Origin of the sequence: Bradyrhizobium sp. SZCCHNRI20481 (assembly GCF_032485055.1) — a bacterium.
Taxonomy (GTDB): domain Bacteria; phylum Pseudomonadota; class Alphaproteobacteria; order Rhizobiales; family Xanthobacteraceae; genus Bradyrhizobium.
In genome coordinates this window covers 84427-108818 of record NZ_JAUEUE010000015.1, presented here as the reverse complement: position 1 = coordinate 108818, position 24392 = coordinate 84427, and the positions used below count along the sequence as shown (strand labels likewise).

Annotated in this window: 19 protein-coding genes and 1 riboswitch; of the genes, 14 read left to right on the top strand and 5 right to left on the bottom strand. The window is 66.6% G+C overall.

The window, feature by feature from the left end:
• The first annotated feature begins 133 nt into the window (after positions 1–133).
• Positions 134–2086 (top strand): acetate--CoA ligase, encoded by a 1953-nt coding sequence (gene acs, locus QX132_RS23925; RefSeq protein ID WP_315758728.1) that lies wholly within the window; start codon positions 134–136, stop codon positions 2084–2086.
• 216 nt (positions 2087–2302) lie between these two features.
• Positions 2303–2809 carry a L,D-transpeptidase gene (locus tag QX132_RS23920; RefSeq protein ID WP_409997711.1) on the top strand — a complete coding sequence of 169 codons (507 nt, stop codon included), beginning with the start codon at positions 2303–2305 and terminating at the stop codon, positions 2807–2809.
• 84 nt (positions 2810–2893) lie between these two features.
• Here the strand turns inward: QX132_RS23920 and QX132_RS23915 are convergent, their stop codons facing one another.
• The gene (locus QX132_RS23915) at positions 2894–3148 is read right to left on the bottom strand and encodes a DUF1674 domain-containing protein (protein ID WP_315740657.1); all 255 of its coding nucleotides are present in this window, start codon (positions 3146–3148) and stop codon (positions 2894–2896) included.
• A 195-nt stretch (positions 3149–3343) separates the two neighbouring features.
• On the opposite strand from QX132_RS23915, the gene QX132_RS23910 reads away from it, so the two are divergent.
• The 3 genes from QX132_RS23910 (at position 3344) to purH (ending at position 8526) form a co-directional block, all read left to right on the top strand.
• Complete coding sequence (locus QX132_RS23910; protein ID WP_316163056.1) at positions 3344–4696, top strand: RsmB/NOP family class I SAM-dependent RNA methyltransferase; 1353 nt, start codon at positions 3344–3346, stop codon at positions 4694–4696.
• A 245-nt stretch (positions 4697–4941) separates the two neighbouring features.
• Positions 4942–6657 carry a heparinase II/III family protein gene (locus tag QX132_RS23905; RefSeq protein WP_316163055.1) on the top strand — a complete coding sequence of 572 codons (1716 nt, stop codon included), beginning with the start codon at positions 4942–4944 and terminating at the stop codon, positions 6655–6657.
• 172 nt (positions 6658–6829) lie between these two features.
• Positions 6830–6910: riboswitch (ZMP/ZTP riboswitch) on the top strand.
• A gap of 23 nt (positions 6911–6933) precedes the next feature.
• Positions 6934–8526 (top strand): bifunctional phosphoribosylaminoimidazolecarboxamide formyltransferase/IMP cyclohydrolase, encoded by a 1593-nt coding sequence (purH, locus tag QX132_RS23900; protein ID WP_316163054.1) that lies wholly within the window; start codon positions 6934–6936, stop codon positions 8524–8526.
• A gap of 78 nt (positions 8527–8604) precedes the next feature.
• On the opposite strand, the gene QX132_RS23895 is transcribed toward purH, so the two are convergent.
• The gene (locus QX132_RS23895; RefSeq protein WP_315770595.1) at positions 8605–10008 is read right to left on the bottom strand and encodes an MFS transporter; all 1404 of its coding nucleotides are present in this window, start codon (positions 10006–10008) and stop codon (positions 8605–8607) included.
• Positions 10009–10177: 169 nt separating this feature from the next.
• Between QX132_RS23895 and ggt the strand changes: the two genes are divergently transcribed.
• Together ggt and QX132_RS23885 are read left to right on the top strand one after the other, a co-directional pair.
• Positions 10178–11884: a gamma-glutamyltransferase gene (ggt, locus tag QX132_RS23890; RefSeq protein WP_316163084.1), complete on the top strand. Its 1707-nt coding sequence runs from the start codon at positions 10178–10180 to the stop codon at positions 11882–11884.
• Positions 11885–12051: 167 nt separating this feature from the next.
• A complete protein-coding gene (locus QX132_RS23885; protein WP_315740653.1) occupies positions 12052–13458 on the top strand; it encodes a serine hydrolase in 1407 nt (468 codons plus the stop codon).
• Positions 13459–13461: 3 nt separating this feature from the next.
• On the opposite strand, the gene QX132_RS23880 is transcribed toward QX132_RS23885, so the two are convergent.
• Entirely contained in the window at positions 13462–14127 is a 666-nt protein-coding gene (locus QX132_RS23880; protein WP_315777318.1) for a glutathione S-transferase, read from the bottom strand.
• 164 nt (positions 14128–14291) lie between these two features.
• Here QX132_RS23880 and QX132_RS23875 point away from each other — a divergent pair, with 164 nt between their 5' ends.
• The 5 genes from QX132_RS23875 (at position 14292) to panE (ending at position 18928) form a co-directional block, all read left to right on the top strand.
• Positions 14292–14864 (top strand): DUF2239 family protein, encoded by a 573-nt coding sequence (locus tag QX132_RS23875; RefSeq protein WP_315781717.1) that lies wholly within the window; start codon positions 14292–14294, stop codon positions 14862–14864.
• Between the two features lie 151 nt (positions 14865–15015).
• Complete coding sequence (locus QX132_RS23870) at positions 15016–16329, top strand: MATE family efflux transporter (RefSeq protein ID WP_316163083.1); 1314 nt, start codon at positions 15016–15018, stop codon at positions 16327–16329.
• A 104-nt stretch (positions 16330–16433) separates the two neighbouring features.
• A complete protein-coding gene (locus QX132_RS23865) occupies positions 16434–17042 on the top strand; it encodes a 2-hydroxychromene-2-carboxylate isomerase (protein WP_315797910.1) in 609 nt (202 codons plus the stop codon).
• A 108-nt stretch (positions 17043–17150) separates the two neighbouring features.
• Positions 17151–17888 carry an SDR family oxidoreductase gene (locus QX132_RS23860; RefSeq protein WP_315777321.1) on the top strand — a complete coding sequence of 246 codons (738 nt, stop codon included), beginning with the start codon at positions 17151–17153 and terminating at the stop codon, positions 17886–17888.
• A 116-nt stretch (positions 17889–18004) separates the two neighbouring features.
• Complete coding sequence (gene panE, locus QX132_RS23855; protein WP_315781723.1) at positions 18005–18928, top strand: 2-dehydropantoate 2-reductase; 924 nt, start codon at positions 18005–18007, stop codon at positions 18926–18928.
• 250 nt (positions 18929–19178) lie between these two features.
• On the opposite strand, the gene QX132_RS23850 is transcribed toward panE, so the two are convergent.
• Together QX132_RS23850 and QX132_RS23845 are read right to left on the bottom strand one after the other, a co-directional pair.
• Positions 19179–19760 (bottom strand): c-type cytochrome, encoded by a 582-nt coding sequence (locus tag QX132_RS23850; RefSeq protein ID WP_316163053.1) that lies wholly within the window; start codon positions 19758–19760, stop codon positions 19179–19181.
• Positions 19761–19939: 179 nt separating this feature from the next.
• A complete protein-coding gene (locus QX132_RS23845) occupies positions 19940–21217 on the bottom strand; it encodes a PQQ-dependent sugar dehydrogenase (RefSeq protein WP_316163052.1) in 1278 nt (425 codons plus the stop codon).
• Positions 21218–21601: 384 nt separating this feature from the next.
• Between QX132_RS23845 and QX132_RS23840 the strand changes: the two genes are divergently transcribed.
• Entirely contained in the window at positions 21602–22948 is a 1347-nt protein-coding gene (locus tag QX132_RS23840; RefSeq protein WP_316163051.1) for an amidase, read from the top strand.
• A 96-nt stretch (positions 22949–23044) separates the two neighbouring features.
• Complete coding sequence (gene pncB / locus QX132_RS23835; RefSeq protein ID WP_315758706.1) at positions 23045–24349, top strand: nicotinate phosphoribosyltransferase; 1305 nt, start codon at positions 23045–23047, stop codon at positions 24347–24349.
• The last annotated feature ends 43 nt before the right edge of the window (positions 24350–24392 follow it).

Genomic DNA, 24392 nt, shown 5'->3' with positions numbered 1-24392 from the left:
TGATCCTGCGCAGACCGGGTCCCCGCCGAAGGTTCTACTTGTCTTGCCTTGTCGCCGCCGGTTACGCGGACGCATAGTGGGAACAACGACGGCCTGCGCTGGACCACGGCGGGCCGCATGTGGAGGGTGTGAAATGTCCGAGAAGATCTACGACGTTCCGGCCGAATGGGCGAAACGCGCCTTTGTCGACGACGCGAAGTACCAGGAGATGTACGCGCGCTCGATCAAGGATCCCAACGGCTTCTGGGCCGAGCAGGCCAGGCGCGTCGACTGGGTCAAGGCGCCGACGAAGATCGAGAACGTCTCCTTCGCCCCCGGCAACATCTCGATCAAATGGTTCGAGGACGGCGTCCTCAACGCCGCCTACAACTGCGTCGACCGTCACCTCGCCACCCGCGGCGACCAGACCGCGATCATCTGGGAGGGCGACGACCCCTCGCAATCCAAGCGCATCACCTATCGCGAGTTGCACGACGAGGTGTGCAGGATGGCCAACATCCTGCGCAACCGCAACGTCAAGAAGGGCGACCGCGTCACCATCTATCTGCCGATGATCCCGGAAGCCGCCTATGCAATGCTGGCCTGCGCCCGCATCGGCGCCATCCACTCGGTGGTGTTCGCCGGGTTCTCGCCGGACTCGCTTGCCCAGCGCATCAAGGACTGCGATTCCAAGATCATCATCACCGCCGACGAGGGCCTGCGCGGCGGCCGCAAGGTGCCGCTCAAGGCCAATGTCGATGCCGCGCTGAACAAGGTCGACAATGTCGACTGGGTCGTCGTGGTCAAGCGCACCGGCGGCAAGATCGAGATGAACCCGAGCCGCGACCTCTGGTACCACGAGGCTGCGGAGATGGTGACCACCGAGTGCCCGTGCGAGCCGATGCATGCGGAGGATCCGCTGTTCATCCTCTACACCTCGGGCTCGACCGGCCAGCCCAAGGGCGTGCTACACACCACCGGCGGCTATCTCGTCTACGCCGCGATGACGCATCAATACGTGTTCGACTATCACGACGGCGACGTCTACTGGTGCACCGCCGACGTCGGCTGGGTCACCGGCCACAGCTACATCCTCTATGGGCCGCTGGCCAATGGCGCTGTCACGCTGATGTTCGAAGGCGTGCCGAACTATCCGGACAATTCGCGGTTCTGGAACGTCATTGACAAGCACAAGGTCAACATCTTCTACACCGCGCCGACCGCGATCCGCGCCCTGATGCAGGGCGGCGACGGGCCGGTCAAGAAGACCTCGCGCGCGTCTCTGCGCCTGCTCGGCTCGGTCGGCGAGCCGATCAATCCGGAAGCCTGGGAGTGGTATCACCGCGTCGTCGGCGACGACCGCTGCCCGATCGTCGACACCTGGTGGCAGACCGAGACCGGCGGCATCCTGATCACGCCGCTGCCGGGCGCGACCAAATTGAAGCCGGGTTCGGCGACGCGGCCGTTCTTCGGCGTCGTGCCGGAGATCGTCGATGCCGACGGCAAGCCGCTGGAGGGCGCGACCGAAGGCAATCTCTGCCTCACCCGCTCCTGGCCGGGCCAGATGCGCACCGTCTATGGCGACCATGCCCGGTTCGAGATGACCTACTTCTCGACCTACAAGGGCAAGTACTTCACCGGCGACGGCTGCCGCCGCGATGCCGACGGCTACTATTGGATCACCGGCCGCGTCGACGACGTCATCAACGTCTCCGGCCACCGCATGGGCACCGCCGAGGTGGAGAGCGCGCTGGTCGCCCACGCCAAGGTCTCGGAAGCAGCCGTGGTCGGCTATCCCCACGACATCAAGGGCCAGGGCATCTACGCCTATGTCACCCTGATGGCCGGCGAGCAGCCGAGCGAGGAGCTGCGCAAGGAGCTCGTCGCCTGGGTGCGCAAGGAGATCGGCCCGATCGCCTCGCCCGACCAGATCCAGTTCGCCCCTGGCCTGCCCAAGACCCGCTCCGGCAAGATCATGCGCCGCATCCTGCGCAAGATCGCCGAGGACGAGCCGGGCGCGCTGGGCGACACCTCGACCCTCGCCGATCCCGGCGTGGTCGACGACCTCGTGCAGCACCGTCAGAACCGCAAGGAGAAGCAGGCGTAGGCACGCCGTGCCCGGCGGGCGCGAGACGCGCTCGCCGCGGTCGTCAAGGCTCATCGCACTCCCGCGGCTGATTCCGCGGGAGTGTTGTTTTCAGGTCATTTACTTGCAGGCGAAGTTTTTCTTTCCTCAAGCCATCCGCGTGCTCCCGGCCGGGGAGCAGGCGCCGCGGAACGGCCTGAGGGGATGGCGATGCGGACTGGGGCGGGCAGGCTGACAATGAAGGCCGCGATGGTGGCCGCGTCGGTGGTCGGAGCCATGGTCACGACGGCCGACTCTGCGTCGGCCCGTCCCGAGCTGGTCGCCATCGCCGGCGACTATTCGCCGGGCACGATCGTGGTGAGGACCGGCGAGCGGAAGCTCTATCTCGTGCTCGATGGCAGCCACGCCATGCGCTACACGGTCGGCGTCGGCAAGGCCGGCCGGCAATGGGCCGGCACCACCAAGATCGACGGCAAGTACAAATATCCGGCCTGGGCGCCGCCGGCCGACGTCAAGCGCGACAAGCCCAACATCCCCGACGTGATCCCCGGCGGCTCGCCGCAGAACCCGATGGGCGTCGCCGCCATGACGCTCGCGGGCGGCGAATATGCGATCCATGGCACCAACGTGCCAAACTCGGTCGGCGGCTACGTGTCCTACGGCTGCATCCGCATGCTCAACACCGACATCACCGATCTCTATGAGCGCGTGTCGATCGGCACGACGGTGGTTGTCACGCGCTGAGTCACCGCTGCGATCCGGGAGCGCGGAGAACGCGGGACCGACGAGCCCGGCGCCGAACAACGAAAGCCGCGCGCGGACATCCCGTCAGAAGTCCGAGATGATTCCCTTTTTCTCCCAGTCGCCGTAACGGGTCGGCTCCGGCCCTTTCGGCCCCTGCAACTCCGTCGGCATCGGCTTCGTCTGTTCTGCTGCCAGTCGGCGGCGTTCCTCAGCCTCGGCCAGCGCGCGCTGCGCGGCCGGCGTCAGCGGCTTGCGCGGATTGTCGTTGCTGGCGACCACCGACAATGCGGGCCTGGTCTCAGGCCCGCTCTTGGACTCACTCTTGGGCTCGTTACTCATCGTACCATTCCACCGTTGAACCGGATCGTTCCCGATATCATCAGATCGTGTGAGCGCACGCGATAAAACAGGTCTAAAAAATGCGGAGCCGATTCTTACATTTGGCATATTCCGGTGACAGAGGACCCGCAAGCTGATGGCATGCACCCGATCGTCGCGGAACTGCCTTTCTTCTTTCGCGAGTAATTCCCAGGCATGCCTCCGCCGCGTTTTGCGACCCCTTCCGAAGTCCCAGGCCTGGCGGCACGCCGCATCGCCGCCGACGTGGTTGACGGCGTGCTGCACAAGCATCGCACCCTCGACGATCAGCTCGACGGAACCGGCGCGCATCCCGGACTGAAGCATCTCGCCGACCGCGACCGCGCGCTGATGCGCCGGCTGGTCGCCACCACCCTGCGGCGGCTCGGAACGCTCGGCCACGTGCTGTCGCGGCTGTTGGATCGCGGCGTGCCGACCGACGCGCCGCGGGCGCAGAGCGCGCTCTTGATCGGCGCCGCCCAGATCCTGTGGATGGACGTCCCCGACCACGCCGCCGTCGACCTCTCCGTCCGCCTGGTCCAGGCCGACCGCCGCGCCGCGAAATATGCCGGGCTCGTCAACGCGGTGCTGCGGCGCTGCGCGCGCGAGGGCGCGGGCCTGCTCGACGATGCCACCGGCCAGCCGCTCGACATCGCGCCCTGGCTGCTCAAGCGCTGGATCGATCATTACGGCGAAGCGACCGCGAAGGACATCGCCGCGGCGCTCGGCCAGGAGCCGTCGCTCGACCTGACAGTGAAGTCGGACCCGGCGCAATGGGCGTCGCGGCTGCATGGTGAGGTGCTGCCGACCGGGACCGTGCGCACCGTGCTGCATGGTTCGGTGACAGTCCTGCCGGGCTTCGTCGAGGGACAATGGTGGGTGCAGGACGCCGCCGCCGCCCTGCCGGCACGGCTGCTCGGCGACGTCGGCGGCAAGACCATCGCCGACCTCTGCGCCGCACCCGGCGGCAAGACGGCCCAGCTCGCCCACGCCGGCGCCCGCGTCACCGCGGTCGACCGGTCGCCGGCCCGGATGAACCGGCTGAAGGACAACATGACCCGGCTGCAGCTCACGGCCGAGACGGTCGTGGCCGATGCCGCCGAATGGCAGCCCGCCGAAAGCGGCGGCTTCGACGGCCTGCTGCTCGATGCCCCCTGCACCTCGACCGGCACCATTCGGCGCCATCCCGATGTCGGCTGGTTGCGCAGCGAGGCCGACATCGCCGCCCTGTCAGCACTCCAGGCGCGGCTGCTGACCCGAGCGAGCGGCCTGCTCAAGCCGGGCGGAACCCTGGTCTACTGTACCTGTTCGCTGGAGCCCGAGGAGGGCGAGCAGGTGGTCGAGCGCGTGCTGGCCGAAACCACCGAGCTGCGCCGCGTCCCCGTCACCCCTGGCGAGGTGGCGGGGCTGGCCGAGCTGGTCACCCCGGCCGGCGACCTGCGCACTCTGCCCTGCCATTTGCCGCACCAGGACCCCCGGCTTGGCGGTCTCGACGGTTTTTATGCGGCGAGACTGGAGCGGCGGCCGTGAGCGTGTCATCGTGCGCGCCGTGCGCCGGCCCTGCCGTCGGTCGCGGGTTGAGGGCGTCGGCGTTGCGTTAGTCCGTTAAATCCTGATTTTGCACCAGATTCTGGTCCCGCGATGGTGCTGCACCGGGGCCAAAAATGGTGTATCGGCGGCAGTTGCGATCTATGAAGGATGCGCAACCGAATCCCCCTCTGAATCCAAGGCTTGGCGTGTCCGCCGCTCAACGCAGACGCATATCGACGCTGGTGATGGGCCGCTTTGCGCGCAGCCTGATGTCCAACGTCAGCGGTGTATCGGTATCCGTGTCCGGCTTGTGGCCCGGACGGGCGGACCGACTCATCATTGCGCCGCATGATCTGCGCACTTCGGACGCGACGCGGGCCGCCGAGATCTATGCCGGCCGCTTCGTCTTCGCCGGCAAGATCGTGACCTGCCATGGCCGCTCGATCTTCGACCTGGAGCCGCCATCGGAGGATTGGGAGGTCGCCCTGCTCGGCTTCGGCTGGCTGCGACATCTGCGCGCAGCCGACACCGCGCTGACCCGCGCCAACGCCCGTGCCCTGGTCGATGACTGGATCACCAACCAGATCGGCCGCCATCCGCTGAGCCGGCGCGCCGACGTGCTGGCCCGGCGGGTGATCTCGCTGCTGTCGCAGGCGCCGCTGGTGCTGGCCGATTCCGACGGCAAGTTCTACCGCCGCTATCTTCGGGGGCTGACCCGCGAGATCCGCTATCTGCGCTATTCGACCATCGACATCCCGGATGGCGCGCCGCGGCTGCAGGTGCTGATCGCACTGTGTTACGCGGCGCTGTGCCTCGCCAACCAGGCCAAGCACATCCGCAGCGCGACCCGAAAACTCTCCGACGAATTGCAGCGGCAGATCCTGCCCGATGGCGGCCACGTGTCGCGCAATCCGGGCGCGCTGATCGAGCTGCTGATCGACCTGCTGCCGCTGCGGCAGACGTTTGCGGCCCGCAACATCGCCCCGCCGCCGGCGCTGCTCAACGCCATCGACCGCATGATGCCGATGCTGCGCTTCTTCCGGCACGGCGACGGCAACATGGCGCTGTTCAATGGCATGGGCGGCACCCCGTCCGACCTGCTGGCGACCCTGCTCGCCTATGACGACACCCACGGCACGCCGATGGCGAGCATGCCGCATTCCGGTTTCCAGCGGCTCGACGCCGGACCGATGACGGTGATCGTCGACACCGGTGCGCCGCCGCCGCCGCATCTGAGCCATGAGGCCCATGCCGGCTGTCTCGCCTTCGAGATGTCCTCCGGACCATGCCGCATCGTGATCAATTGCGGCATGCCGTCCACCGGCCGCGACAATTGGCGCGCCTTCGCGCGCAGCACGGTGGCGCATTCGACGCTGACCTATCACAACACCTCGTCCTGCACCTTCGTCGAGATGTCGGCGATGAAGCGCCTGCTGCATGGCGCGCCGATCGTGTCGGGTCCGACGAGGGTCGAGAACTTCCGCGAGGTCGTGCCGGACGGCACCGTGCTGTCGACCTCGCACAATGGCTACGCGGCGAAGTTCGGCCTCGTCCACCGCCGCGTGCTGGTGGCGGCCGAGGACGGCTCCCGGCTCGACGGCGAGGACACCGTGACGCCGGCGCAAGGCGCCCGTCTTCGCGGCGGCGGCTCGGACTACGCCCTGCGCTTCCACCTGCATCCGGCCGTCAAGGCCAGCCGGCTCAGCGACGGCCGCGGCGCCATGCTGGTGCTGCCCAATCGCGAGGTCTGGACGTTCGAGACGTTCGACGATCGCGTCGATCTCGAGGACAGCGTGTTTCTCGCCGGCAATGACGGTCCGCGCCGCACCACGCAACTGGTGATCCGGCAGGACGCGCAGCAGGCCCCATCGATCCGCTGGAGCTTCCTGCGCTCGTCGGCGTCGCCGACCGAGACCAACGGACGCCGCAACGCGCGGAGAGAGCCGGAATTGCCGCTGTAACGCTTCTCACATCATCTCACATCACCGTTCGTCGAGCCGTCCGCCTTCGGCGGGCCCTCGGGACGCGGCCGATGTTCGGGCAAGACCGTGCACCCTCATGGTGAGCCGTGAGGCCAGGATGATCGTTTGATCGCCCACCCGTTGTCGCGGGCGGCAAAAGCTGATATGAGGCCCGCTCTCGTGCGACTGGCGACTTTGGATGGAGCACCATCGGGGAGCGCGGGATTGACCGCCGTGCGCCTGGGCAAATTGAACTCCTGCACAAGGACTCTGCCCATGACCAATCAGCTTCGTCGCGTTCACCGTGCCCTGTTATCCGTTTCCGACAAGACCGGTCTGGTCGAGTTCGCGCGCGCGCTTGCGGCGCGCGGTGTCGAGCTCGTATCGACCGGCGGCACCGCCAGGGCGATTTCCGAGGCCGGCCTGAAGGTCAAGGACGTCTCCGACCTCACCGGCTTTCCGGAGATGATGGACGGCCGCGTCAAGACCCTGCACCCCAAGGTGCATGGCGGCCTGCTCGCGATCCGCGGCAATGATGAGCATGCGGCGGCGATGAAGAGCCACGACATCGCGCCGATCGACCTGCTCGTCGTCAACCTCTACCCGTTCGAGGCCACGGTCGAACGCGGCGCCCCGTTCAACGACTGCATCGAGAACATCGACATCGGCGGCCCGGCGATGATCCGCGCGGCGTCGAAGAACCACGAGGACGTCGCCGTCGTCGTCGACGTCAACGACTATCACGCCGTGCTCGACGACCTGACGCGGCATGACGGCTCGACCACGCTACTGCTGCGCCGCCGACTTGCTGCCAAGGCCTATGCGCGCACTGCCGCCTATGACGCCGCGATCTCCAACTGGTTCGCCGCCACCATCCAGAACGACGCGCCCGATTACCGCGCCTTCGGCGGCAAGCTGATCCAGTCGCTGCGCTATGGCGAAAACCCGCATCAGCATGCGGCGTTCTACGCGCTGCCCGGCCGCCGTCCCGGCGTCGCCACCGCGCGCCAGCTCCAAGGCAAGGAGCTGTCCTACAACAACATCAACGACACCGACGCGGCCTATGAGTGCATCGCCGAGTTCGATCCGGCGCGCACCGCCGCCTGCGTCATCGTCAAGCACGCCAACCCGTGCGGCGTCGCCGAAGGGCCCGATCTCGTCACCGCCTACCAGAAGGCGCTGGCCTGCGATTCGACCTCCGCGTTCGGCGGCATCATCGCGATGAACCGCAAGCTCGACGCCGCCACGGCACGCGCGATCACCGGCATCTTCACCGAGGTGATCATCGCGCCCGACGCCACCGAGGAGGCGATCTCCATCATCGCCGGCCGCAAGAAACTGCGGCTGCTGCTCGCCGGCGCCCTGCCCGATCCGCGCGAGGCCGGCCTGACCGCGAAGACGGTGTCCGGCGGCCTTCTGGTGCAGAGCCGCGACAATGCCGTCGTCGATGACATGGAGCTGAAGGTGGTGACCAAGCGCGCGCCCACCGAGGCCGAGCTGCGTGACCTGCGCTTCGCCTTCCGCGTCGCCAAGCACGTCAAGTCGAACACCATCGTCTATGCCAAGGATTCGGCAACGGTCGGCATCGGCGCCGGGCAGATGAGCCGGGTCGATTCGGCGCGCATCGCCGCGCGCAAGGCGCTGGATGCGGCCGCGGAGCTGAAGCTCGCCGAGCCCCTGACCAAGGGATCGGTCGTCGCCTCCGACGCGTTCTTCCCGTTCGCCGACGGCATGCTCGCCTGCATCGAGGCCGGCGCCACCGCAGTGATCCAGCCGGGCGGCTCGGTGAAGGACGACGAGGTCATCAAGGCGGCTGACGAGCACGGCATCGCCATGGTGCTGACCGGCGTGCGGCACTTCCGGCACTAGCGAGGTCGTCATTGCCGGGCTTGACCCGGCAATCCATCGTCTAAAGAAGAGCCTGTCGAAGCGGGATGGATGCCCGGGTCAAGCCCGGGCATGACGGTCTGAGTTGACCCGCGCCAGCAACACCAGCCCCACCGCAAAGAACGGCACGAGCACGGCCATGCCGGCCTTCTGGCTCGCGGTGACCGCGGTGATGGTGCCGATCAGCAGCGGGCCGATGAACGACGTCACCTTGCCGGTGAGCGCGAACAGACCGAAATATTGCGCCACGCGCTCCTTCGGCACCATCCGGATCAGCAGCGAGCGCGAGGCCGCCTGCAGCGGCGCGCCGCAGGCGCCGATGATGCAGCCGAGCAAGAGATAGGCGCGCTCCGGCAGCGAGGCGAACAGCGGGCCGCCGGGCACCGCCGGCGTGACCGGAATAAACAGAATCGACTCGCGGCTCACCATGAGAATCGCGATGATCGCGAGCAGCAGCAAGGTCATGCTGCCGGCGATCACGCGCTTCGGCCCCAGGAAATCATCCAGCTTGCCGCCGAGCCAGCCGCCGAACGTGCCGGCGGCGGCGAGAATGATGCCGAAGGTGCCGATCTGGATCGTGTTCCAGCCGAACGTGCCGGCGGCATAGATGCCGCCGAAGGCGAACAGCGAGACGAGGCCATCGGTGTAGATCATGTTGGCGAGGAGAAAGAACGCAACGTCACGTTGCTGCGGCAGGCTGCGCAATGTCTCCTTCAACTGACCGATGCCTTCGCGCACGGCCGCGCCCAACCGGTGCCGCGCCGGAAAGTCCGGCGTGAACAGGAACATCGGCAGCACGAACACGATGAACCAGAGCCCGGTGAGCGGACCGGAGATGCGGTCGCCTTCATGGCTCACGGGATCGAGCCCGAACAGCGGCTTGAATCCAAACAGCGTGCGGCCGCTATCGGGATTGGCGGCGAGAAAGCCGAGCACGATGACGAGCGAGAGAATGCCGCCGACATAGCCGGTGGCCCATCCGGTGCCGGACAGCCGGCCGATGCGTTCCGGCGGCACCAAGGTCGGCATCATCGCGTTGTTGAACACCGTGGCGAACTCGACGCCAATGGTGGCGATCACATAGACCGCGAGCAGCGGCGGGATCAGCTCCGGCGCGCCGGGACGCCCGATCCACATCAGCGAGGCGCCGATCACCAGCATCGCGCCGAACGCCGCGATCCATGGCTTGCGGCGGCCGGTGGCATCGGCGATGGCGCCGAACACCGGTGACAGCAGCGCGATGACGATGCCGGCCGCGGCGGTCGCAAAGCCCCACAGCGCCTGGCCGCTCGCCGCGTCCGGCGCGACATGCGCCGCGAAATAGGGCGCGAAGACGAAGGTCGTGATCAGCGTGAAATAGGGCTGCGCCGCCCAATCGAAGAAGATCCAGCTGACGACGGCCGCGCGCCCGGGATAGATTCGGCCGTCGGCAGTGCCAGAGGTCTCGATCGTGGTGACGGCCATTCGAAGATCCTTTGCGATCACGACGTCGCATCCTGCGACGATCACGGTGTCGCGTTTTACGCCGGCGACGCGGCCCTATAACATCTGACGATCCCAGGCGGATGTCAGCAACGGCGGAATTGCGATGACCACGTTCACGATTGATCGACGACGGCTCCTTGCGGGTTTCATGCTGTTGCTGGCCGGCTGCCTGCCGGCGCGGGCGCTGGATTCGCAAGCCATCGACATCCCGCAGCCACCCGGTGTCGCCGCGCCGGCGCAGCCGCCCGCGCATGGCATGGTGGTGGCACAGGAGAGGATCGCAGCCGAAGTCGGCCAGCGCATCCTCGCGCTCGGCGGCAACGCAGTCGATGCCGCCGTTGCCACCGGCTTTGCGATGGCAGTCACCTATCCCGTTGCCGGCAACATCGGCGGCGGCGGCTTCATGGTCATTCACATCGCCAGGACCAACGAGGACGTGGCGATCGACTATCGCGAGACCGGCCCCGCTGCCATCACGCGCGACATCTTCCTCGGCACCGATGGCAAGCCCGACAATGCCAAGTCGCGCGACTCCGCACTGTCGATCGGCGTGCCCGGATCGGTCGCAGGTCTCGCGCTGGCGCTGGAGAAATACGGCTCGGGCAAATTCACGCTGGCGCAGTTGCTGCATCCGGCGATCGTGCTGGCGCGCGACGGCATCCCGGTCACCGACGACGTTGCCGTCACCCTGCCGATGATGGCGCCGCGGCTGGCCAAATGGAAATCGTCGGCCGCGATCTTCATTCGTCCCGACGGCACGGTGCTGAGGGAAGGAGACCGGCTGATCCAGCGCGATCTGGCGGCGACGCTCACCGCCATTGCCGAGCAGGGCCCGCGCGGATTTTATGAAGGGCCGGTCGCCGACCAACTCGCCAAGGCGATCCAGGATGCCGGCGGCATCATGACAGCGGACGACCTCAAATCCTACCAGCCGGTGCTGCGCACGCCGGTGCGCGGCACCTATCGCGGCTATGACATCGTGTCGATGCCGCTGCCGTCGTCGGGCGGCACCGTGCTGGTCGAGATGCTGAACATCCTCGAAGGCTTTCCGCTCGCTGAGCTGAAGCAGGGCTCGCCCGCGTCGCTGCATCTGCTGATCGAGGCAATGAAGCGTGCCTATGCCGATCGTGCGCGCTATCTCGGCGACCCCGCCTTCGTCGACGCGCCGGTGCGCGCGATGTTGTCGAAGGACTATGCCGCGCGCCAGCGCGCCGGGATCGATCCCGCGCACGCCACCAGCGCCGGCGACGTGCTCAACACCACGCCGCTGCGGGAGGGCAGCAACACCACGCATTTCTCGGTCGTCGACAATGACGGCAATGCCGTCAGCAACACCTACACGCTGAACTTCCCCTATGGCGTCGGCCTCGTCGCCGAGGGCACCGGCGTGCTGCTCAACAACGAGCTCGACGATTTTACCGCCGCGCCCGGCGCCTCCAACGCCTTCGGCCTGGTCGGCTTCGAGGCCAATCTGCCCGGTCCCGGCAAGCGGCCGCTGTCGTCGATGTCGCCGACCATCGTGCTGAAGGACGGCAAGCCCGTGCTCGTCACGGGCTCCCCGGGCGGCAGCCGCATCATCTCGACCGTGCTGCAGGTGACCGTCAACGTGCTCGACTATCGGATGGACGTCCGACAGGCCGTCACCGCGCCTCGCCTGCATCACCAATGGATGCCCGACGAGGTCCGAATCGAGAAGGGTTTTGCCGATGACGTGCTCGCCGGTCTGCGCGCCCGAGGTCACAAGATCGAGGAGCCGATGGGACGGACCTCGGCCAACTCCATCCTGGTGACGTCCGATGGATTCGTCGGCGCGCCGGATCCGCGCAGCAAGGGCGCCACCGCAGCCGGGCGCTGAGGCGCCGGTTCCCAGGCGATGTCGGACATCGTGGCCCCGGATGACGATTTGCCGCCGCCCGGCGGGGCCCTTCACCCGCTTCCCTCCGTTGGCGTGGTGACCGAGGCGCGTTAGAAGTATACCAGGGCGCAGCGAGGCTCGCCCGCGAGACGGTGTCGGACGTTCTGGTGCATTTGCGAAGATTCGTGGTCGGTCTGCTGGTGTTTGCGGCCCTGCTGGTGGCGGGGTGGCTCACCTATCGGCCTGACCGGGCGCTGCGCGTTGCGACCAGCGCGGTCGCCGAGATGATCTGCGCCAAGACCTACGTCTCCGGCCTCGATCCGCAAACGGTGTTTGCGGAGACCATGGAACGGCCCGGTCTGCGCCGGTTGCGGGCCGTGATGCGCTACCGGGTGGAGCCCGACATGCGCCTGGTGGAGGCGTCGCTGCTCGGCCTGCACGCCACCCGCGCCTCGTTTCACGACGGCCTCGGTTGCGTGACGCTCCAGGGCCAGAAGCCGCCTTACCTGCCGCACACCGACGTCGCTGCGCTGCGTGCTGCGGGGCCTGCTCCCGCCCTGCCCGACTTCGCGGAAAACACGGCGGTGGAGCCCAGCGATCCCGCGCTGAAGGCGGCGCTCGATCATGCCTTCGAGGAGCCGGCCAACCCGCCGTTCCGCCGCACCAAGGCGGTCGTCGTCGTCAAGGATGGTCACCTGATCGCAGAGCGCTATGCGCCGAGCATCGGCGTCGATACGCCACTTGTGGGCTTCTCGATGACCAAGACGGTCACCAATGCCCTGCTGGGCATCCTCACCCGGCAGGGCAAGCTGAGCCCGTCGATCCCGGCGCCGGTCGCGGAGTGGCGCGAGGCCAGAGATCCGCGCCACGACATCACGATCGAGCAGTTGATGCGCATGACATCAGGCTTGGCGCTGGACGAGACCAATTCCGGCTTCGATCCGTCGAGCCAGATGGACATCCACCGCGACATGGCGGCGTTCGCGGTGCATGCGCCGTTGATCGCGCCGCCCGGCCAGCGCTGGGCCTATTCGAGCGCGAGCGCCCAGATCCTGGCGCGCATCATCCGCGACGCCGCCGGGGGACCGGAGCAGACCATCGAGCTGGCCTGGCGCGAGCTGTTCAACCCGCTCGGCATGCGCAGCGCGACGCTGCAATACGATGGGAGCGGGACCGTTCAGGGCTACGGCAACATGCTGGCGAGCGCGCGCGACTGGGCGAAGCTCGGACTGCTCTATCTCGGCGACGGCGTCGTCGGCGACCGGCGCATTCTCCCGGAAGGCTGGGTCGCGATGTCGGCAACTGCGACGCTGGACACCGACTACGGCGCCGGGCTGTGGACCAACCGCAGCCAGCATTTTCACGCGCAGGGACGTGCCCGCGCGGGAATTCCGCCGGACGCGTTCTTCGCCTTCGGCCTGCTCGGCCAGCGGTTGGTGATCATGCCGAGCCAGCGCATGGTCGTGGTCCGGCTCGGCGATTCCGTGGATCCGAACGGCGACATCAAAGGCGTCGCCCGGCTGGTGCGCGAGGTGATTGCGGCGACCGCGGCGCCGGCGACGGCCACAAAATAGCGCTCAGCGGCCGACCTCGTAGGGCCCGCCCTTCTCCAGCGCGATCTTGTAGGCAGGCCGCGACTCGATGCGCGCGAGGAAATCCATCGCCCGCGGATGGCCCTGCTCCAGGCCGCCGCGCGATGCCGCCGCCTGCAGCGGGAAGCTCATCTGGATGTCGGCCGCGGTGAACGAATCGCCGGCGAACCACTCGCTCTTCTGCAGCTCGCTTTCCCAGAACGCCATGTGTTGCTTCAGCTGCGGATTGACCAGTGTGCTCAAGGCCTGGTTCGACACCTTGCGCACGATCGGACGCAGCAGCGCCGGCGCTCGCTTCGGCATGATGTTGAACAGCAGCTTCAGCAGCAGCAGCGGCATCGCCGAGCCCTCGGCGTAATGCAGCCAATAGGAATAGCGCAGCCGCTCCGGTGTCTTCGGCGGCGGGATCAGGCGGCCATTGCCGTAGGTCTCGATCAGATATTCGACGATGGCACCGGACTCCGCGACGGTGTTGCCGTTGTCGGTGATGACAGGCGACTTGCCGAGCGGGTGGATGGCGCGCAGCTCCTTCGGCGCCCGCATGTCGGGCTGGCGCTCGTAGCGGATGATCTCATAGGGCACGCCGAGCTCCTCGAGCAACCAGAGCACGCGTTGCGAGCGGGAATTGTTGAGGTGGTGAACGGTCAGCATGGGGTTTCCAGGGACGGATCGGGTGGCGGGCGCCGTTCCGTAGCAGGACAGGACGGGTTCGGCGAGGCGCCGGGATCCTCACCCCGGCATGAAATAATTACCCGGGTAATATTGACTTTAATTTCACCCGGGCTTTATTGGGGTGATCACATGGGACTGCCGATATGGACACCTTCACCGCATTTGCCGGCCAAACCCGGGTCGCCGCCGGGCCGCTGCCCAAGGTGGCGCTGGTGCTGAAACACGCCGCGCCGGGCACCGAGCCGATCGTGATTTTCAGCGACCGCACCGGACAGCCGATCGACCTCGATCTGCGCGGCAGCGACCGGGAGATCCTGGCGCGCCTGCCGGTCGAAGCCGGCGCGGCGGCGAACCAAGGGCCGACCGAGCCGCGTGGCCGCGGCCGGCCGAAGCTCGGGGTCGTGGCCCGCGAGGTGACCTTGCTGCCGCAGCACTGGGACTGGCTGAACGCGCAGCCGGGCGGCGCCTCGGTCGCACTGCGCAAGCTGGTCCACGACGCCCGCCGTGCCAGCGGCGACACCGACCGCGCCCGTGAGGCACGCGATGCGGCCTATCATTTCATGTCCGGGATCGGCAGCAACCTGCCGCAGTTCGAGGAGGCGTCGCGGGCGCTGTTCGCCGGCGATCTCGGCCGCTTCGCCGCCTTGATCGCGGACTGGCCGGCCGACATCCGCGACCACGCCGTCGCACTCGCGCACCGCCACCGCGCCGAGTGAGATCGGCTGATTTCAACAGCCAATGAGAGCAGCCGTTCGCGGCGGCACTCGTTCCAATTCCTCGCAACGCGACCGTACTCCGAATGAAGAGCGGTCGACGGAGAAACATGCCGTGTCGCCGCCAACCACCTCGCTGCGCAAGCCGTTCCTGATGTTCGTCGTTCCGATGATGCTGAGCAACATCCTGCAGTCGCTGTTCGGCACCATCAACAACGTCTATCTCGGCCAGATGATCGGCGTCGATGCCCTCGCCGCGGTCTCGGTGTTCTTCCCGGCGATGTTCTTCTTCGTCTCCTTCGTCATGGGCCTCGGCTCAGGCGCCGGCGTTCTGATCGGCCAGGCCTGGGGCGCCGGTGAGCCCGCGAAGGTGAAGCAGGTCGCCGGCACGACGCTGACCATTGCGCTGCTGCTCGGCGGCCTGATCGCGGTATTGGGCGGCGTGTTCAGCCGCCAATTGCTGACCGCGCTCGCCACGCCCGCCAACATCCTTGATGCAGCCGCGGGCTATGCCCGCATCATGATGATCACGATGCCGCTGACCTTCGCCTACATCCTGCTGTCGTCGCAGATGCGCGGCGTCGGCGACACCGTGACGCCGCTGGCCTCGCTCGCCGCATCGACCACGCTCGGGCTGGTGCTCACCCCGGTCTTCATCCGCGGCTGGCTCGGCGCGCCCGTGCTCGGCGTCGCCAGCGCCGCCTGGGCCTCGGCGATCTCGACGTTGACGACGCTGGCCTGGCTCCATGTCCATCTGCGCCGTCGCAAGCATCCGCTGGCGATCGATGCGGCATTCCTGCGGGGCATGCTGCCTGATCCGAAACTGTTGCGGGCCGTACTGCGGCTCGGCATCCCCGCCGCGATCGGCATGATCGTGATGTCGCTGGCCGAGATGGTGCTGATCGGCCTCGTCAACGGCTTCGGCTCGGACGCGACGGCGGCCTATGGCGCGGTCAACCAGGTGCTCGGCTATGTGCAGTTTCCGGCGCTGTCGATCGCGATCTCGGTCTCGATCTTCGGCGCCCAGGCGATCGGTCGCGGGCAAGCCGAGCAGATCGGCGACATCGTGCGCACGGGCATCGAGATGAACGTGGTGCTGACCGGCGGCCTGGTCGCGATCGGCTATCTGTTCTCACGGGTGCTGATGGGTTTCTTCATTACCGACCCTGCCGTCATCGAGGTGGCGCAGCATTCGCTGCACATCGTGCTGTGGAGCTCCGTGCTGTTCGGCATGTCCATCACGTTCTCGTCGGCGATGCGCGCCTCCGGGACGGTGTGGATGCCGCTGGCGATCTCGGCGTTTGCTATCGCCGCGATCGAGGTGCCCGCTGCCACCGGGCTCAGCCGCAGCATCGGGCTCGACGGCGTCTGGCTCGCCTATCCCATCACGTTCGCCGCGATGATGCTGCTGCAGATGAGCTATTATCTCCTGGTCTGGCGCAAGCGCACCGTGCACAGGATGATCTGATGCACCCTCGATGCCTCCCGGCCGCTGGAATATGATGACCGTCATAAAACCCTGGACGGGGCTGCTGCGCTGGACCACAATGCGAAAAATCGAGGAGACCGCCCATGAGCCGTCCGGCGCCAGAATTCATGTTCGACTTCGGCAGTCCCAACGCCTATCTGAGCCACGAGGCGATCCCGGCGATCGTGAAGCGGATCGGCGTCCAGTTCTATTATGTCCCGGTGCTGCTCGGCGGCATCTTCAAGGCGACCAACAACAGGTCACCGGCCGAGTCGCTCGCCGGCATCAGGAACAAGCGTGAATTCCACGAGGTCGAAACCCAGCGCTTCCTCAAGCGCTATCAGGTGCAGCCCTGGGTCTGGAACCCGTACTTCCCGGTGAATACGTTGAACCTGATGCGCGCGGCGATCGCGGCCCAGCTCGAGGGCGTGTTCGAGGCCTATGTCGACGCGGCGTTCCACCACATGTGGCGCGAGCCGAAGAAGATGGACGATCCCGAGATCGCGATCGCCGCGATCACATCGTCCGGGCTCGACGGGGCCAAGCTGTTCGCCCGCGCCCAGGAGCCCGAGGTCAAGGCGAAGCTCGTGGAGAACACCCAGCGCGCGGTCGAGCGCGGCGCGTTCGGCTCGCCGACCTTCTTCGTCGGCAATGAGATGTTCTTCGGCAAGGAACAGCTGCGCGACGTCGAGGAATACATCCTGGGCAAGTGATTGTCGTCATCGCGAGCGCAGCGACGCGATCCCGCCGCAAAGCAAGGCTGGATTGCTTCGTCGCTTCGCTCCTCGCAATGACGCTGAAGTGAGATCGGGAGAGCAAGCATGCAACAGCGCAACGCTACCGTCGCGGTCGTCGGGGCCGGCGACTACATCGGCGCCGAGATCGTCAAGAAATTCGCGTCCGAAGGCTTCACGGTGTTCGCCGGCCGGCGCAATGGCGAGAAGCTCGCGCCGCTGGTCGCGGAGGTCGAGGCCGCTGGCGGGCGGATCGTGGCGCGCTCGCTCGATGCCCGCAAGGAGGACGAGACCACCGCCTTCCTCAACGATGCCGACAGGCATGCGCCGCTCGAGGTCGTGATCTTCAATGTCGGCGCCAACGTCAATTTCCCGATCCTCGAGACGACGGACCGCGTGTTCCGCAAGGTCTGGGAGATGGCGTGCTGGGCCGGCTTCGTCACCGGGCGCGAGGCCGCCCGGCTGATGCTGCCCCGCGGCGGCGGCAAGATCTTCTTCACCGGCGCGACCGCCTCGCTGCGCGGCGGCTCCGGCTATGCCGCCTTCGCTTCGGCCAAGTTCGGCCTGCGCGCGGTGGCGCAGGCGATGGCGCGCGAGCTGATGCCGCAGAACATCCATGTCGCCCATCTGATCATCGATTCCGGCGTCGATACCGCCTGGGTGCGCGAGCGCCGCGCCCAACTCTGGGGCAAGGAGGCGCTGGACAATCCCGACCTGCTGATGCCGCCGGCCTCGGTCGCGGGTGCCTATTGGCAGCTCTACCAGCAGCCGAAGAGCGCCTGGACCTTCGAAATGGAGATCCGTCCGTCTGGCGAGAAATGGTGAGAAGCGATGGCGAACAGGGAGTAGCGAGTAGGGCATGGTGGCCATCCCCATTCGCTACTCGCCATTCGCTATTCGCTCCTGCATGATGAGACCTCGCTGAGAGAGAGGACCTACCCATGCGTATTCTCGTCGTCGGCGCCGGCGCCATCGGCGGCTATTTCGGCGGCCGGCTGCTGCAGTCCGGCGCCGATGTCACCTTCCTGGTCCGCCCGCGCCGCGCGGCTGAACTCGCCAGTGCCGGCCTCGTGATCCGCAGTCCGACCGGTGACGTCACCCTCCCCAATCCGCCGACCGTACAGGCGGACACTCTTAAGCAGCACTTCGACGTCGTGCTGCTGAGCTGCAAGGCCTACGACCTCGACGATGCAATCACCTCGTTCGCGCCGGCCGTGGGTCCGAACACCGCGATCATCCCGCTGCTCAACGGCATGAAGCATCTCGACGTGCTCGACGCCAGGTTCGGGCGCGCGCGCGTGCTTGGCGGGCTCTGCGCCATCGCCGCGACCCTGAACGAGCAGCGCGAGGTCGTGCAGTTGCAGCCGATGCAATCGCTGAGCTTCGGCGAGCGCGACGGCGGATCGTCGGACCGCGTCCGCGCGATCTTCGAGATTTTCCGGCGCGGGAATTTCAATGCGTCGGCCAGCGACCACGTCATGCAGGACATGTGGGAGAAGTGGGTGTTCCTGTCCTCGCTCGCTGCATCGACCACATTGATGCGTGCGCCGGTCGGCGTGATCCTGACCGCGCCGGGCGGCAAGGATTTCCTGCTCGGCATGCTCGACGAATGCAGCGCCACCGCTGCGGCCGCAGGCTACCCCCCAGCCGGCGCGTTCTTCCAGCGCGTCTCCGGCATGCTCACCGCGGAGGGATCACCGATGACCGCCTCGATGTTCCGCGATCTCAGCGCCGGCCTTCCGGTCGAGGCCGATCACGTCATCGGCGATCTCGTCGCCCGCGCCGATGCCGCCAAGGTCCCGGTGCCGCGCCTGCGCATATCCTACACGCAGCTCAAGGTGTACGAGGCGCAGCGGCAAAGTTGACCGCAGTGGCCGGATAATCAGGCGATTTAGGTTGATCAGGCACGGTCCCGCGGCAAGTACAGGTGTCGTCCCTGCGAACGCAGGGACCCATACTCCGCGGCCGCGGTGAGGCAGGCAACTCGCAGCGAAATCCCTCGATGGACTCCGCGGTATGGGTCCCGGATCGGCGCCCGCCAACGCTTCGCGTCGGCAGGCTTGTCCGGGACGACAGCTGTGGGTGTGGCGCGAGACCCCATCCCATCACCAGCAACTACAGATGCGCCAGATAATGCGCCAGCGCCGTGATCTCCTCGTCGCTTAGCGGATAGGCAACATCGGTCATCGCGGCCTGGCTGCCGCCGACGCGCTGGCCGGATTTGTAGTCGTGCAGCGCCTTGACGAGATATTCCTCGCGCTGGCCGGCGAGCCGCGCCACGCCCTTGGTGCCGGCATAGCTGTCGAGATGGCATGAGGCACAGCGCCGGCCGGCGGCGGCTTGCGCGCCTTTGGCCGACAGATCCGGATCGTTGTCCGGCGGCGCCTTGGCCGGCTGCAGCGAGGCGAAATAGGCGCCGAGGTTGCGGATGTCCTCGTTGGTGAGCTGATCGACGATCGGCTTCATCGCCTCGTTCTTGCGCGTGCCGGCGCGGAAGAACACGAGCTGCCACTGGATGAACTGATCCTGCTGGCCGGCGAGCGAAGGAATGTTCTCGGTCTGCGAGATGCCGTTCTCGCCGTGGCAGCCGGCGCAGAGCTCGGCCTTGGCCTTGCCCGCTTCGATATCGGCGGCATGAGCCGGAGGCGCCGCAAGCATGAGCATGAGCATCAGCGCGGCGGCCATCACCTGGTGCATTCTGGAGGTCCCTGGATTCATCGCAGGCGTTCTCGCTCCCATCATTGCTTTGGCGCGCGGACGATGCCCGAAACCCGCGACCGGGTGCGGCACGTCGTCCTTGATCAACGCGCGACATTCAAAATAGTTGGGGCTGCGGCCGCCGTAAGGCAGCGCGCAGCCCCGCTTTCACGACGAGCTCATTTCTTCTCGTAGCTGATGCGATAGATCGCGCCGGCCCAGTCGTCCGCCACCAGGATCGAGCCGTCCTTGGCGAGGATGATGTCGTCGGGGCGGCCGAGATAGCCCTGGTCGCCCTCGAGCCAGCCGGAGGCGAACACCTCCTGCTTGGCGTCCTTGCCGTCGGGGCCGACGATGACGCGCATGATCCGTGCGCCCTGGTACTTGTGCCGGTTCCAGGAGCCGTGCTCGGCGATCAGGATGTTGTTCTTGTACTCCGCCGGGAACTGGTCGCCGGTGTAGAACTTCATGCCGAGCGGCGCCACGTGCGGACCGAGGTTCAGCACTGGCGGTGTGAACTCCGAGCACTTGTGACCCATCGCGAATTTCGGATCCGGCAGGTCACCCTGATGGCAATAGGGATAGCCGAAATGCTCGCCGATCTTCGAGATCATGTTGAGCTTGTCGCTCGGCAGATCGTCGCTGACCCAGTCGCGCGCATTCTCGGTGAACCAATATTTGCCGGTGCGCGGGTCGACGTCGCCGCCGACGCTGTTACGGACGCCGAGCGCATAGATCTCGGCATTGCCGGTGCGCGGATCGACTCGGCGGATCTGCGAGACTGACGTCGGCGGGATGCCGATGTTGAAGGGCGGTCCAAAGGGGATATAGAACCAGCCTTCCTTGTCGACCGCGATGTATTTCCAGCCATGCGCCGCATAGGACGGCATGTCGTCGTAGACGACCTTGCCCTGGCCGAGATTGTCGAGACTGGCTTCGGCATTCTCGTATTTGATCAGCTTGTCGACCGCGATCACGTAGAGATTGCCATCCTGGAAGGCGAGGCCGGTCGGCATGTTCAGGCCCTTGAGGACCGTCTTGACCTCGCGTTTGCCGCCCTTGTCGGTGATGGCATAGACGTTGCCGAGCCCGAACGAGCCGACGAACAGCGTGCCCTTGTCGCCCCAGGCCATCTGCCGCGCGGCGAGCACGCCCGAGGCCCAGACCTCCATCTTGAAGCCGTCCGGCAGCTTCACCTGCTTGACGATCTTCGCGAGCTCGGCATCGGACGCACCGGTCGGCGGGCCCGACGGCGGCGCCAGCCCCTTCTGCGCCTCGGTCTCGTCGCCGAGGAACCAGTCGTCCGGCGGATGCGTCCAGAACTCCTTGGTGCCGGATTCGTATTTCTTCAGGCCCTTCCCCTGATCGGATTGCTGCTGCGCGCCGGCGATGCTGGTGCCGGCGAGGAGACCTATTGTTGCAAGCGCAAGAATGCTTCGGTGAAAAGCCGATGTCATCGCTTCACTCCCATGAGGCAGCTCATGTGGCTGCGTCTACTTATCGGAACGTATCTGAAGACGTCCTTTGGCCGACCACATCAGTGGTCCTGCTCGAAAATGGTAGCACATCCTGAGCGGGTGAGAAGCGGATTGCTGCCAGGTTCGCGCGAGGCTCAAATGATGCCGCTCCACTCATGTCATGCCAGATGCGCATGTCCGTGCGCGTGCCTGCGCCGCATCGGCGATTGTCCGCCACGCGGCACGGGCCTGCCGCCATGCGCTGTATTCATATGCGCCGATCGGCCGGACGATTGGCGTGTGCTTGAACAGCCGATAGGATCGGAACAACACGCTGCGGCCGTTCACCGCCCGGCAACGAGATCAAGTCGATAGGATCGATGAATGTCCGAGCGTTTCCCTGTGTCCACACCGAAGGCCGGTGCCGGCGTCCTCGACCTGCTGCAGCGGTTCGCAGCCGACCCCGCAGCAGCCATCGCCTATGGTGAAGAATGCCTGAAGAAGACGCAGGCGATCGAACCGCAGCTGAAAGCATTCGAATATCTGCCGCGGGATGTCGCTCCAAAGACCGGCCCGCTCGGTGGAATTCCCGTCGCCATCAAGGACATCATCGCCACCTCGGACATGCCTACCACCAACGGCTCGCAAATCTATCGCGATCACGTGCCGGATGCGGACGCCTGGGTGGTCGAACGGCTGCGCAATCTCGGCGCAACCATCTTCGGCAAGACGGTCTCCACTGAATTCGCCTGGCGCCATCCAGGTCCCACCGTCAATCCATGGAACCCCGAGCACACACCGGGCGGCTCATCGTCCGGATCAGCCGCCGCGGTTGCGGCCGGCCTGGTGCCGCTGGCGCTGGGAACACAGACACTCGGCTCGGTGATCCGACCGGCGGCCTTCAACGGCGTCGTCGGCTTCAAGCCGAGCTTCGGCGCGATTCCACGCGGCGGCGTGCATCCGCTTAGCCCGTCGCTCGACCATGTCGGCTTCTTCGCCCGCCGCGTCGACGACGTGGCCTTCGCCCTCTCGTTGCTGGCAGGCACCAGCGCAGATGATCGCCACGGCCGGCCGCTGCCGGGCTTCACCGTCGGCATCGACCAGGGCCTCACGCCGCACCGCACGCCACGGCTCGCGGCGGTGCGCTTCGCCAAATGGGAGCGCGCCGAGGCGGAGCAGAAGACCGTATTCGAGTCCGTCATCGACAAGCTGCGCAGCGCCGGTGCGACGATCATCGAGGTCGAACTGAGAGAGCTCGACGCGGTGAACTGGCATGCGATCACCACGATCATGCTCAGCGAGGCGACCACGATCTTCTCCGATCTGATCGCGCGCCATCCCGACCGGGTCAGCGAGGTCATGAAGGGCCACGTCGAGAGCGGGCGAAGCAAGACGGCCATGGAATATCTCGCCGCGAAGGCGGCCCAGGCCTTAAGGCAGAAGGCGCTCGCCGCTGAGCTCGACGGCTTCGACGCAGTGCTCACCTTGCCGGCTTTCGGCGAAGCGCCGCGCGGCTTGGATTGGACCGGAGACGCCGAATATTGCGCGCCCTGGACCTTCGTCGGAGCGCCGGCAGTCTCCTTGCCGGCCGGGTTCGGCAACAACGGCCTGCCGCTGGGCGTACAGATCGCCGGCCCCTATCGCAACGACCTCCATGTGCTCCGCGTCGCGAAATGGGCCGAAGCGGTGCTGGCGTTCGACCCCGGCGTGCCGCTCCTGGCGCGCAAATAGCCGCCACGAACCCCGAGCAAGGATACCGCTGCGCCACGATGGCCTCCTGCGACAAGCCCAGTGGCGGGTTTGCGGCCAGCGCTGTAAAACGATCACATGACAGTCACAGACATCGCGAGCAGAACCTATAATCACGGTTGGCGCCTCGATCCGATCGTGCGCAGCCTGCTCGACACCGATTTTTACAAGTTGTTGATGCTGCAGATGATTCGGGAGTTCTACCCGAGTCAGCAGGTGACCTTCTCGGTCATCAACCGGACCCGGCGGGTGCGGCTCGGCGACGTCATCGACGAAGGCGAATTGCGCGCCCAGCTCGATCACGCCCGCACCATCCGCTTCGCCAAGAAGGAGTTGATCTGGCTTGCCGGTAACACCTTCTACGGCAAGACCCACATGTTCTCGCCGGAGTTCATCGCCTGGCTCGCCAATTTCCGCCTGCCCGAATACGAGCTGCGCAAGTCGGAGGGCCAGTACGAGCTGCATTTCCACGGACCCTGGACCCACACCACGATGTGGGAGATCCCGGCGCTCGCGATCGTCAACGAACTGCGCTCGCGCCAGGCCATGAAGGGCCAGGGCCGGTTCGCACTCGACGTGCTGTTCGCCCGCGCCAAGGCCAAGCTGTGGGCCAAAGTGGAGCGGCTGCGCAAGCTCGAGGGGCTGCGGCTGTCGGATTTCGGCACCCGCCGCCGCCACGGCTTCCTGTGGCAGCGCTGGTGCGTCGAGGCCGTCAAGGAAGGTCTCGGCTCGTCGTTCACCGGCACCTCCAACGTGCTGCTGGCGATGGACAACGATCTCGAAGCCATCGGCACCAACGCCCATGAGCTGCCGATGGTCGCGGCGGCGCTCGCGAAGGACGATGACGAGCTGCGCTTCGCGCCGTATCGCATTCTCGACCAGTGGCGGCAGACCTACGCAGGCAACCTGCTGATCGCGCTGCCCGACGCATTCGGCACCAAGGCCTTCCTGCGCGACGCACCCGACTGGGTCGCCGACTGGACCGGCTTCCGTCCCGACAGCGCGCCGCCGATCCAGGCCGGCGAGGAGATCATCGCCTGGTGGAAATCGAAGGGGCGCGATCCCAAGCAGAAGCTGCTCGTGTTCTCCGACGCGATGGACGTCGAATCGATCGAGCAGCTCCATCATCGATTCTCCGATCAGGTGCGGCTGTCGTTCGGCTGGGGCACCAACCTGACCAACGATTTCGTCGGCTGCTCGCCGGACGGCTCGGTCGACCTCGATCCGATCTCGCTGGTCTGCAAGGTGACGTCGGCAGACGGGCATCCCGCCGTGAAGCTGTCCGACAACCCGGAGAAGGCGACCGGCGATCCTGCCGAGATCGCCCGTTATCTCCGCGTGTTCGGCGATGCCGGCCGGGTGCGCACGCCGGTCGTCGTCTAGGCCGCCGACAGCCCACGGCAATTCCTCCTTCCTGCCACGATTC